General features: G+C 32.1%; 13 protein-coding genes. All 13 read left to right on the forward strand.

The window, feature by feature from the left end; genetic code table 11:
• The first annotated feature begins 149 nt into the window (after positions 1 to 149).
• The 13 genes from brnQ (at position 150) to atpA (ending at position 12,607) form a co-directional block, all read left to right on the forward strand.
• On the forward strand, positions 150 to 1,463 hold the full coding sequence (brnQ, locus tag BN30_RS08520; RefSeq protein WP_019213514.1) for a branched-chain amino acid transport system II carrier protein: 1,314 nt from the start codon (positions 150 to 152) through the stop codon (positions 1,461 to 1,463).
• The gene (locus BN30_RS00235; RefSeq protein ID WP_019213515.1) at positions 1,463 to 2,077 is read left to right on the forward strand and encodes a DUF2812 domain-containing protein; all 615 of its coding nucleotides are present in this window, start codon (positions 1,463 to 1,465) and stop codon (positions 2,075 to 2,077) included. The genes brnQ and BN30_RS00235 overlap by 1 nt, the downstream gene beginning before the upstream one ends.
• Positions 2,078 to 2,202: 125 nt before the next feature.
• Positions 2,203 to 3,063 (forward strand): sulfide/dihydroorotate dehydrogenase-like FAD/NAD-binding protein, encoded by an 861-nt coding sequence (locus BN30_RS00240; RefSeq protein ID WP_019213516.1) that lies wholly within the window; start codon positions 2,203 to 2,205, stop codon positions 3,061 to 3,063.
• On the forward strand, positions 3,063 to 4,436 hold the full coding sequence (gene gltA, locus BN30_RS00245; protein ID WP_019213517.1) for an NADPH-dependent glutamate synthase: 1,374 nt from the start codon (positions 3,063 to 3,065) through the stop codon (positions 4,434 to 4,436). The genes BN30_RS00240 and gltA overlap by 1 nt, the downstream gene beginning before the upstream one ends.
• Positions 4,437 to 4,459: 23 nt before the next feature.
• A complete protein-coding gene (locus BN30_RS00250) occupies positions 4,460 to 5,158 on the forward strand; it encodes an ABC transporter ATP-binding protein (protein ID WP_019213518.1) in 699 nt (232 codons plus the stop codon).
• 7 nt (positions 5,159 to 5,165) lie between these two features.
• The gene (locus BN30_RS00255; RefSeq protein WP_019213519.1) at positions 5,166 to 8,405 is read left to right on the forward strand and encodes an ABC transporter permease; all 3,240 of its coding nucleotides are present in this window, start codon (positions 5,166 to 5,168) and stop codon (positions 8,403 to 8,405) included.
• Positions 8,406 to 8,414: 9 nt separating this feature from the next.
• Positions 8,415 to 8,663 carry an AtpZ/AtpI family protein gene (locus tag BN30_RS08525; protein WP_019213520.1) on the forward strand — a complete coding sequence of 83 codons (249 nt, stop codon included), beginning with the start codon at positions 8,415 to 8,417 and terminating at the stop codon, positions 8,661 to 8,663.
• Positions 8,650 to 9,021, forward strand: a complete 372-nt coding sequence (locus BN30_RS00265) for an ATP synthase subunit I (RefSeq protein WP_019213521.1) — start codon at positions 8,650 to 8,652, stop codon at positions 9,019 to 9,021. Before BN30_RS08525 ends, BN30_RS00265 begins: the two co-directional genes overlap by 14 nt.
• 45 nt (positions 9,022 to 9,066) lie before the next feature.
• Positions 9,067 to 9,762: a F0F1 ATP synthase subunit A gene (gene atpB / locus BN30_RS00270; protein WP_019213522.1), complete on the forward strand. Its 696-nt coding sequence runs from the start codon at positions 9,067 to 9,069 to the stop codon at positions 9,760 to 9,762.
• A gap of 21 nt (positions 9,763 to 9,783) precedes the next feature.
• Positions 9,784 to 10,041, forward strand: a complete 258-nt coding sequence (gene atpE / locus BN30_RS00275; protein ID WP_019213523.1) for an ATP synthase F0 subunit C — start codon at positions 9,784 to 9,786, stop codon at positions 10,039 to 10,041.
• Between the two features lie 5 nt (positions 10,042 to 10,046).
• Entirely contained in the window at positions 10,047 to 10,562 is a 516-nt protein-coding gene (gene atpF / locus BN30_RS00280) for a F0F1 ATP synthase subunit B (RefSeq protein ID WP_019213524.1), read from the forward strand.
• Positions 10,550 to 11,101 carry an ATP synthase F1 subunit delta gene (gene atpH / locus BN30_RS00285; RefSeq protein ID WP_019213525.1) on the forward strand — a complete coding sequence of 184 codons (552 nt, stop codon included), beginning with the start codon at positions 10,550 to 10,552 and terminating at the stop codon, positions 11,099 to 11,101. Before atpF ends, atpH begins: the two co-directional genes overlap by 13 nt.
• Complete coding sequence (atpA, locus tag BN30_RS00290) at positions 11,102 to 12,607, forward strand: F0F1 ATP synthase subunit alpha (protein ID WP_019213526.1); 1,506 nt, start codon at positions 11,102 to 11,104, stop codon at positions 12,605 to 12,607.
• Positions 12,608 to 12,615: the final 8 nt, after the last annotated feature.

A 12,615-nucleotide genomic window follows, 5' to 3' on the forward strand; every position in this document is an offset into this window, starting at 1 on the left:
TAAATAATTTTTCATTTTGCTTTAGCACTGTTATTTGAATGCACCTAACAGCACTAACAATAATACTTTACAACGTTACAAAATGCTAAAAATATATTTACTTTACTTAAGAGATATAGTATAATATCTATGGTAATGGAGGGATAAACGTGAAAAGAAAACAAATCATTGACACTATGGTAGTAGGTTTTGCATTATTCGCAATGTTTTTAGGTGCTGGAAATTTAATTTTTCCACCAACATTAGGAGCCATATCCGGAGATAAATGGTACTTAGCGATGATAGGATTTATGATGACAGGTATAGGCTTGCCAATACTTGGTGTAGTTGCAGCGGCTAAAGCAGGAGGAAGACTTGAAGACGTTGCGGGTAAGGTAAATAAAACATTCTCGATTCTATTTGGTTCATTAATAATGATATGTATAGGACCATTACTTGCTATACCAAGAACATGTGCCACTACATACGAAATAGCGATTCAACCATTATTTGGAAACATTAGTCCAATACTTGTTTCAATAATTTTCTTTGGTATCACGCTATTCTTTACATTAAATCAATCAAAAGTAGTTGATAAGATCGGTTCAATTCTTACGCCAATACTACTAGTTATATTATTTACTATAATAGTATCATCTATAGTTAAGCCTATAGGCACACCAAGAAATACAGGCGTCGCACTTAATTTTGTTAACGGCTTTAAAGAAGGTTATCAAACAATGGATGCCATCGGCTCTATAATCATGGCGACTATAGTAATCAGCAGTGTTAAGAAAAGAGGTTATACAAGCCAAAAAGACATGTTTAAGATGACGGTCATATCTGGTATTATAGCTGCATGCTGCCTAGCTTTTGTTTATGGCGGACTAGTTTATATCGGAGGAACTGGCAGCGAATATCTTAATATAGATGTAGAAAATCCAAATAGAGTTGCTAATTTAATATTTATGGTTGATAAGATCATGGGTCAATATGGAACTGTGGCTCTAGCCTTAACAGTTGCTTTAGCCTGCTTAACTACATCCATAGGCTTAACTGCAACAGCTGGAGAATTTTTCTCAGATTTAACTCATGGCAAATTAACATATAAGTCCATAGTTATATTTACATGTCTTTTCAGTGCAATAGTCGCAACAAATGGCGTAGACTCAATTATAACATTCTCGGGTCCAATACTTTCAGTTTTATATCCAGTTGCTATAGTAATAATCTTATTAAATATATTTGACCATAAGATTAAATATAAGGCAATATATAAAGGAGCTACACTTGGAGCTTTCATGGCAAGTTTATTAGATACAATTGCAAATATTGGTAAGTTTGAGCAAATCAGAAGCTTTCTTGACAGAATTCCTCTTGGATCAGAAGGTTTTGCTTGGGTAATACCAGCAGTAGTATTTGGTTTTGCCTTTATAGTGCTTGAGATGGCTCTTAACAATAGTTATCAAGATGGTGTTCTTTAGTGAAAAAGTTTAAAAAATTTTTAGATCCAATATATTCCTTAGAAAATTGGCTTAATAAACAAGGCGAGGAAAATTATAAATTAACTAGCCTAAGAGGTTCGTTTTTTGAATTTGATAAAACAGAAGCAAAATATGAATATAAAGTTTATTATTTTAAAGGACCTGAAAAAGATGTTAGATCATTTTTAACTTATGCCAGAAAAAATGATATAGAAATTTTTCAGTACCCAATAAGTGCTTCTCAAATATCATTATTTTCTTTCATGGCTGCTACATTTGACAGTAATTCACAAGATATTAATTATAAGGCAAGCTTATTTGCAACACATATCTATGTACTTATGAAACCAAAGGTGGCTGAGAGCATTGAAGAAATTTTAGGCGAGGATGATAATCTTTATTATTATAAAAGACAGATGGAAAATAAACTAATACTTGCAATAATACTAATGATACCATTGTTACTATCTTATTTTAGACTGCTTGGAGGAAGTTTTGAACAAAATAAATTTTTTGTTCAAGTTATGATAGCGGTTGAAGCATTGATTTTATTGTTTATATTATTTTTAAACTTCAAGAGGAATATATATATTAAAAGTAAAAAAGCTAAATAAAATAATAAAAAAATTAGGCTCATAAACATGGGCCTATTTGCTTTTAAATATTGAAAATTTAATTGTTTTGTGATATTATATACTTATATTTAAGTACTTAAATTTATTTTTAGGAGGGATTTAAAGTGTACGAAATTATTGAAAAAAAAGATATTGCTTTAAATACATTTCTTATGTACATAAAAGCTCCAGATATTGCTAGAAAAGCAGAACCTGGACAATTTTTAATTATTATTATTGACGAAAAGTCAGAAAGGCTGCCTCTTACTATTTGTGATAGTAATCCAGAAGAAGGCACAGTTATGATAGCTGTACAAATGATTGGTTCAACTACAAAAAAGCTTGGAGCGCTTAATGTAGGTGACTCACTAAAGGATGTTTCTGGTCCACTTGGTAGACCTAGTGATTTTATAAATATTCCACTAGAAGATCTTAAAAAAGAATCAATCATATTTTTAGCAGGCGGTTTAGGAACTGCAGCTGTTTATCCACAAGTTAAGTGGATGCATGACCATGGTGTTGATGTTGATGTTATAATCGCTGCAAGAAATAAGGATTTGATCATACTTGAAGATGAGATGAAAAAAGTTGCTAAGAACGTTTATGTAGCAACAGATGACGGAACTTATGGCTTTAGCGGACTTATTACAGACTGCCTTGAAGATTTAATTACAAATAAAGGCAAAAAATATACTTATGCGATTGTTGTTGGTCCTATGATAATGATGAAGTTTGCTTGTTTAAAGACTAAGGAGCATAATATTAAAACTATTGTATCAATGAATACAATTATGGTTGACGGAAGCGGTATGTGCGGTGCATGTAGATTGACTGTTGATGGCAAGACTGTATTCGCTTGCGTTGATGGACCTGAATTTGATGGTCATTTGATTGACTGGAACGAAGCTTTAAGAAGATCTAGACAATATTCTAAGATAGAAAAGGAAGGTAAACACTTCTGTAATTTGATAGGGGGATTGAGATAATGGATAGATTTAAAAGAACTGAAATTAAATATCAAGATCCTAATGAAAGAATCAATAATTTTAACGAGGTATGCTATGGCTACACTGAAGAAGAATGCATTATAGAAGCAAAAAGATGTCTTCAATGCAAGAATCCTCAATGTGTTAAGATGTGCCCGGTAAATATTGATATACCAGCCTTTATACATAAACTTGCTGATAATAATCCAAAGGAAGCCGCAGAAGAATTATTTAAGTACACTACATTGCCAGCAGTATGTGGAAGAGTTTGTCCTCAAGAGAGTCAATGCGAAATGACATGTATTCTTGGAAGAAAGGGTGAACCTATTGCTATAGGTAAACTAGAGAGATATGCTGGAGATTATGCTTTGAAAAATGGCATTAGACTTACAAAGAATGCTAAAAATAATGGCAAAAAGGTAGCTGTAGTAGGTAGCGGCCCTTCTGGAATCACTTGTTCAGCCGATTTAGCTAAACTTGGCTATGATGTGACTATGCTAGAATCTCTTCATGAAGCAGGAGGAGTATTAACTTATGGAATCCCTGAGTTTAGATTACCTAAAGATGCAGTTGTTAAGAGAGAGATAGAAAATATTAAGTCCTTAGGCGTTAAGATTAAACTAAATACTATAGTTGGAAGAACAGTAACAGTTGATGAATTATTAGATGAATACGACGCTGTATTTATCGGCACAGGAGCTGGACTTCCAGTATTTATGAACATTCCAGGTGAAAACTATAACGGAGTTTTCTCTGCGAACGAGTATTTAACCAGAACAAATCTAATGAAGGCGTATTTAGAAGATACAGCTACACCTATAAGAGTAGGTGTTAACACAGTTGTAGTTGGTGCAGGTAACGTTGCGATGGACGCTGCTAGAACAGCTAGACGTTTTGGCTCAAATGTAACTGTTGTCTACAGAAGAGAAGATAAAGACATGCCTGCTCGTAGAGAAGAGATTGAAAATGCTAAAGAAGAGGGCATCAATTTCATGTTCTTAACTAATCCAGTAGAAATTTTGGCTGATGAAAACGGTGATGTTAATAAAGTAAGATGCATTAAGATGGAGCTAGGAGAACCTGATGCCTCTGGTAGACAAAGACCAGTTAAGATTGAAGGATCAGAATTTGAAATAGAAGCAGACGTTGTAATTATGGCGCTAGGCACAAGACCTAATCCGCTTATTAAAGAAACAAGTACTGGAATTAAATTTAACGAAAAAGGTGGCATCATAGTTAATGGAGAAGAAAAAACTTCTCGTGACTATGTATATGCTGGCGGAGACGTAGTAACAGGTAGTGCTACAGTTATTGAAGCCATGGGTGCTGGTAAAAAAGCTGCTAAAGCTATTGACGAGGCACTTTCAAAATAATTATTTAAGGTAGTGGTGAGAAAATGTTTGTAGATGTAAAACACATGTATAAGAGATATAAGATGGGTGATAGCGTTATTGTTGCTAATAATGACATCAATTTTTCATTCAATAAAGGTGAATTAGTTGTTATAGTTGGTCCATCAGGAGCTGGTAAATCAACTCTATTAAATATTATCGGAGGTATGGATACAGCTGATGAAGGGGAAATTATAATTGATGGCAAAGACATACAAAAATACAACGAAAAAGAACTTACCACTTACAGAAGATATGATATAGGCTTTGTATTTCAATTTTATAACTTAGTTCAAAATTTAACTTGCCTTGAAAATGTTGAACTAGCTAGTCAAATAGTTAAGGACGCAATTGATCCAATGCAAGTATTGAGAGACGTTGGTCTAGAGGATAGAGCAAATAACTTCCCATCGCAAATATCAGGTGGTGAGCAACAAAGGGTTGCCATAGCAAGAGCTATTGCTAAAAATCCGAAACTATTGTTATGCGATGAGCCTACTGGAGCGCTAGATTATCATACAGGTAAAAAGATATTAAAATTATTACAAAGAAGAAGCTTGGAAGATGGCAATACTGTAGTTATAATAACTCACAATAAAGCCATCACTCCAATAGCTAACAGAGTTATAGAGATAAATGACTCAAAAGTAAGAAATATGTATGTGAATGAGAATATTCAATCTATAGATGAGATAGAATGGTAGTGATTTTATGAAGAAAAAAGCATTATGGAAAGATATATTTAGAGAGATAAAAAATTCTACTGGTAGATTCATTTCTATAGTCCTTTTAATCACTCTAGGCGTTTTTGTTTATACTGGATTAAAATCTGTTGGACCTCTTATGAGAAAAACAGCAGATACTTTTATAGACGAGTCGAATCTTGCGGATATTTATTTAAATTCACAATTTTCTCTAGAAGATAAGGATAAGGATATAATAAAGTCTGAAGCTGATATTAAAGACATTGAATATGTTTATAGCGAGGACGTACTTGAAAAAGGCAGCGAAGCTATAATAAATCTTGAATCACTTCCTGAAAAAATTTCTATGCCTAAACTTATTGAGGGCAGAATGCCAGAAAATAATGAAGAGATAGTTGTTGATGCCTATCCTATAAAAAACGCTTTTAATATAGGCGATGTAATTGAATTTGATAGCAAAAAGTCAAAATTTGATTTTGAAAGCAAAAAAATTCTAAAAAATTATAAATTTAAAGTAGTTGGTAAAGTTGTTTCTGCTGAGAATATGTCAACTGTCATGAAAGGTACAAGCAAAAATGGCTTAGGCGACTACGATTCGTTTGCCTATGTACTTAAGAGCGCTTTCAATGATACTGATGAGAGCAAAGCAAGAATCATTTTAAATGGTTTAGATGGTTTAAAGACAACAGATAGAAAATATAAAGACATTGTTAGTAAAAACAGAAGAAGCTTAATAAGCGCTTTTAATGAAAGATCTATAGAAAAATTTGAAAGCATTAAGGCTGACATCAGAGAAAAAATTGATGACGCTGATGAGAAGATAGCAGATGCTGATAAAAAACTTGCTGATGCTAAGAAAGAGCTTGACGATGCTAAAGTAAAACTTGCTGACGCAAAAAAATCATACAACGATGGCAAAAAGAAATATAATGACTCCATTAGTGAAGCCGAAAAAACATTATCTGACAATAAAAAGACTTTAGATGAGAGCAAAGAAACACTTGATAAAAATAAAGCTGATTTAGACGACGCAAAGATAAAATTAGATGAATTAAAATCTAAATTAGATGAACTAAAAGAAACTTATGAAAGCTCTATGGCTGAGTATACAGCTAAAAAAGAAGAGATGGACAAGGCATTAGAAGCTATGTCTGAATTACCTCAATCTAGCATCCCTGCTGATAAGGCCGAAGAGTTCAAGAAGGGCAAAGAAGAGCTTGAAAAAGCAAAAGCTCAATTAGACGAATTAAAAGAAACAGTAGATAACCTTGAAATAACTTATATACAAAACAAAGCAAAATATGATGAAGGCATAATTAAGTTAAATGAAGGTTATGATAAATATAACGATGGACTCGAAAAATATAATACTGGTCTTAAAGAGTTCGAAGATAAAAAATTATCAGGATTAAAAGAATTAAATGATGCTAAGAAGAAAATTTCTGATGGTCAAAAAGAATATGACGATGGCGTAGAAAAATATGATTCAGAAAAAATTAAAGCTGATAAAAAGATAAAAGATGCTAAGAACGATTTAGATGAAGCTAAAAGAGTTCTTAAAAACATGAAGAGACCAACCTTCAATATTATAGACAGAGAAAATATTGAAGGCCTTCAATTGTTCTACGATTCAGGATATAGAATGGATATACTTGCCTTAGTATTCCCAGCGTTTTTCTTTCTTATCGCATCAATCGTTGCTTTAACAGCGCTTATGCGTATGGCAGAAGAAAGAAGAACTCAAATTGGTACTTTTAAGGCACTTGGTTACAATAATTTTGATATTTATAAAAAATATCTATTCTATGGTTTTGTAGCGACTACCATAGGCGTAATCATAGGTATTGCTCTAGGACAAAATATATTAACTAAGATGGTATTTAGAACGTATTCCGCATCGTTTACGCTAAAAAAACCAATTCCATATTTTAATATCAAATTCCCATTGATAAGCGTTTTTATATCATATTTCTCAATAGTGGTTCCTGTGAGCATAGTTTTATCTAAATATTTAAAACAAAACTCAAGTGAACTTATGAGACCAAAGGCACCTAAAGCTGGATCAAAGATATTCTTAGAAAAAATTCCATTCTTCTGGAAGAGATTAAGCTTTTTATATAAGGTTACATTTAGAAACACATTTAGATACAAGTCAAGAATGTTCATGACACTTCTTGGCGTTGCTGGATGCATGAGTTTGTTGTTCTTTGGCTTTGCCATACAAGGAGCTGTTGCTCAAGTAATTGATAGACAATATGGACGCGTATTTAATTATGACCTAATCGTTAACTATGATAAAGATTTTTCTAAGCATCAGCTAAAAGAATATACAAATTTTATTGATGGCAATGAAGATATCAAAGATAGAATGACACTTAGAACAGAAAATTTGGTTGCTGATACAGTTGATATGCCAGATCAAAATGTAGTTGTCATGGTTATCGAAGATGAAAAGAAATTTGAAAATTATGTTCATTTATTAAATAAAAATAAAAAGATTGATCTACCTAAAGAAGGTATAGTAATAAACAGAAAATTATTAGACTCAGTTCACAAAGAACCTGGCGATGATATAGAGCTAAGAGATGCTTATAATAAATATTACTCAATGAAGGTTATAGATACAAATGAAAACTATTTAGGTCACTATGCCTACATGAGCAAAGATTATTATGAAAAAATATTTAATAAAAAATATGAAGATAACTCAGATATAATAAAATTAAGCTCAGATAGTAAAGAGGCGAAAGATACTTTTATTAAAGAATTAAATAGAATTGACAGCGTTATGTATGTCTTTGATGTATCCAAGACCATAAGCGTTGCAAACGATTGGTTATCTAATCTAAATTATGTAATTATCTTGATTATATTAACATCGGCTACACTTGCTTTTGTAGTTTTATATAATCTAAATAATGTTAACATATCTGAAAGAATTAGAGAGGTAGCTACACTTAGAGTTTTAGGCTTCTACCCAAGAGAGCTAACAAGTTATATTTATAGAGAGACGATACTTTTATCAACATTAGGTATTTTGCTTGGATATGCAGGTGGTGTTGGTTTAACACATCTTATACTTAAATACATTACACCAAGTAATATACAGTTAGTATCGAATATCCAATGGTATAACTATATAGTTTCAGCCGTTTTAACTTATTTATTTATATTCATGGTTATGATTATAGTTCATAAAAAGTTAAAAGGCACAGACATGGTTGGAGCACTAAAAGCATACGAATAAGGAGAAATTATGATAGAAAAACTAAAACCTTTAGCCTTAGTTGGTCAAATTGGCATAGACATAGTATCGAGTATAGTTATTTCCTATCTAGTTGGCTATGGATTGGACAAATTATTTAAGACAAATGGAGTTTTTTCTATAATTTTTATCATCATAGGAGTATTGGCAGGTTTTTATAATTTTTACAGAAGTGTTAAATATTATTTTAAGAAGAAAGACAATAAAAAGTCTGAGATAGATAAAAATGAAAAAAGATAAAGATTTTACGTATAAGTATATAAGAGTAGCTATAATTTTAGCTATACTTTCTAGCCTTATTATTGTAATTTTTTTCGGATTCAAGAAGGATTTATTATTAGGCTTGTACTTAGGAACACTTGTAAGTGTCTTGTTTTTCAGGCTTATGTATAGAAATGCTATAAAGGCTGTAGAAAAAGATGCCAACGCTAGTAAAAGATTTACTTCAAATAATTATTATCTAAGACTATTATTATATGGTATAATACTATATGCGGCATATAAAAATCCGAATTTTAATTTTTATACTACTGCAATCGGTTTTACCATGATCAAATTTTCAATAATCATAGTTGAAGTATTTGGCATAGGTAAATAAATTCACAAATCAATCGATTTGAATATAAAAGAAGGGGGTAATAAGATGGAATTGTCGATAAGCTTTCAGATAGGTAAGAATGTGTATTCACTAACACCTAGTGTTATCAACTCAGTTATAGCTGTTTTTGCTTTAGTCATATTTATCTTTATTTGCTATAGTAAGATAAAAAAGACAGATTACAAAGCAAGACCAAGTGGCTTAGTTAATGTTTTAGAAATTTTAGTCACTTCAATTGATTCACTAATCGAACAGACTATGGGCAAGAACAGAGAAGGCTTTGCACCATACATTCTTAGCTTGATGATGTTTTTATTGACAGCGAATCTGATGGGATTATTTGGCTTTAAACCACCAACATCAGATCTTAATGTTACACTCACATTAGCGCTAATCACTTTTGTCTTGATTCATTACAATAAGATAAAAGTTAACGGCTTAAAAGATTCCATAAAAGGTTATTTTGAACCAATCTTTATACTATTCCCAATAAACATCATAGGCGATATTGCTCTTCCAATATCACTTTCATTCCGTTTATTTGGTAATATAGTAAGTGGTTCATTAATCATGGCACTTGTATATGCTGCGCTAGGCTTTGTAAGTAATTTACTTACACCAATAGTTGCACCATGGTTTCACATCTACTTCGATGTATTCTCAGGTGTACTGCAAACATTCATATTCGCAATGATAACAATGATCTACATTGCAATGGGTATGGGACAAGAAGAAAATTAAATTTGAAAGGAGAAATTTTAAATGCAAGGAATTTCAGGTCACGATTTTATTTTAGGTATGTCAGCTTTAGGAGCTGGTATAGCAATGATAGCAGGTTTAGGCCCTGGTATTGGTCAAGGTATTGCAGCTAGTAAAGGAGCTGAAGCAGTTGGTAGACAACCAGAAGCTAAAGGCGATATCATTCAAACAATGATTTTAGGACAAGCTGTTGCCGAAACAACAGGTATTTATTCACTAGTTATTGCCCTAATTCTTATCTTAGTTAAACCTTTAGTATAGTTTATATGGAAGGCTTAAATGTAAGCGTTGACTTTAATTTAGTCAATATGCTTGTTCAGCTTACAGCCACTCTCGTATTGTATTTTATTTTACGTAAATTTTTATATTTTCCTATAAAAGATTTATTAAATAAAAGACAAGACTATATAATGAAGAATGTTGAAGATAGCGAGAAAAATAATTTGAAATCTCAAGTAGCACTAAGAGACTACGAGCTTAAATTAAAAGAAGCTAAAAAAGAAGCAAACGAAATCGTTGATCAAGCGAAGAAGAGAGCTGACGATATCGTTAATAAGTCTGTTAGCGATGCTAAAGAAGAGTCAAGAAAAATTATGGAAAAAGCTGACAAAGAACTTGCTAATAAAAAGTCAATGGCAATGGACGAAATGAAAGGCGATATGGTTAATATTGCCATTTTAGCTGCTGAAAAACTAATTGGTGAAAATATTAGCACAAAGAAAGACAAAGAAATCATAGAAAAATCTATTGAAGAAGTAGGTAAAGAACAATGGAAGAACTAGCTACTACTTTATATGCAAAGTCTATGTTTGATGCATCTAAAGAAGATGATTGTCTTAAATTAGTTTATGAAGAGCTAAATTTAGTAAAAGAAACTATCGATTCAAATCCTAGGCTTATGGAAGTATTTAAACATCCATTGTTATCAAACAATGATAAGAAAAATGCAATTAAAGATATCTATGAAAAAAACTTAAGAAAATTAACAATGAACTTTTTATATGTTTTAATTGATGCTAAAAGATTTGACATGATATCATCTATTATTGATGAATTTAATAATTTATATGATATTGATAATAATATTTTGAATGGAACAATAATTACTAAAAATAGCCTAAGCGATGATGAAATTAGTAAATATGAAGAAAAATTGACTGTGTCTTTAAAATCTCATGTAAAGCTAAAAAATGTTTTAGATGATACTATTATAGGCGGCGCAATTGTTAAGATCGGTGATAAACTTATCGACTCAACACTAAAAGGTCAATTAAACGAATTAAGAAAAGAATTAATAAATAATAGTGAGGTGAGTATCTAAATGGGGTTAAAACCAGAAGAAATTAGCTCAGTTATAAAAGATTTAATAAAAAATTATGACAAAAAATTAGATACGGTTGAAGTTGGATCTATTATTGAAGTTGGAGACGGTATAGCTAGAGTTTATGGACTTGACAATGCTATGGCTGGTGAACTACTTGAACTACCTGGCGGCGTTTACGCTATGGCACTAAACCTTGAACAAGATAATATAGGTTGTGTACTTTTAGGTAGTGATAAGAACTTAAAAGAAGGAGACCCAGTTAAAAGAACTGGTAGAATCGTTGAAGTTCCAGTAGGTGAAGCACTTATTGGTAGAGTAGTTAACTCACTAGGACAAGCTATCGATGGCAAAGGTAAAATTGAAAGCAATAAGTACAGACCTATCGAAGCTAATGCGCCAGGCATTATTGACAGAAAGTCTGTTTCTGAACCGTTACAAACTGGTATCAAGACTATTGACTCCATCATCCCTATAGGTAGGGGCCAAAGAGAGTTAATTATAGGTGATAGACAAACAGGTAAGACAGCCATCGCCATAGATACAATAATAAATCAAAAGGATCAAGACGTAATATGTATATATGTTGCCATTGGTCAAAAGAATTCAACTGTAGCTCAACTAGTTAATGTACTAGAAGAGCATGGTGCGATGGACTACACTATAGTAGTAAGTTCATCAGCAAGTGAGCTTGCACCATTACAATACATTGCTCCATACGCTGGAACAGCTATGGCTGAAGAATTTATGTACGCAGGTAAAGATGTACTTATAATCTATGATGACTTATCAAAACATGCGGTTGCTTATCGTTCAATGTCTTTACTACTTAGAAGACCACCAGGACGTGAAGCTTACCCAGGAGACGTTTTCTATCTACATTCAAGACTACTTGAAAGATCAGCAAAACTTTCTGATAAATTAGGCGGAGGATCAATAACAGCTCTTCCTATCATAGAAACACAAGCTGGAGATATTTCAGCTTATATACCAACTAACGTAATATCAATTACTGATGGACAAATTTTCCTTGAAGGACAATTATTCTTCTCAGGACAAAGACCAGCTGTTAACGCAGGTCTATCAGTATCACGTGTTGGTGGAGCTGCACAAATTAAGGCTATGAAGAAGGTTTCAAGCGGTATTAAACTAGAACTTGCTCAATATAGAGAATTATTAGCATTTGCTCAATTTGGTTCTGAGCTTGATAAAGATACTGCTGACAAGCTAAATCATGGTCAAAGAATTATGGAAATACTTAAGCAAGCACAATATAAACCTTTAAAAGTCGAAGAAGAGGTTATGATTTTATTTGCTGTTACTAATAGATATCTTGATGATATTCCTGTAGACAGAGTTAAGGCTTTTGAAAACGATTTTCTAGAGTACATGGAAAACACTTCTAGTGGTACAGCTAAGAAAATTTTAGAGAAAAAAGAATTAACTGATGAAATAAAAGAAGAGCTAAAACTAAAGATAGAAGAGTTTAAAAAGACTTTTAATTAGAGGTTTAT

Origin of the sequence: Fenollaria massiliensis (assembly GCF_000312505.2) — a bacterium.
Classification (GTDB): Bacteria; Bacillota; Clostridia; order Tissierellales; family Peptoniphilaceae; genus Fenollaria; species Fenollaria massiliensis.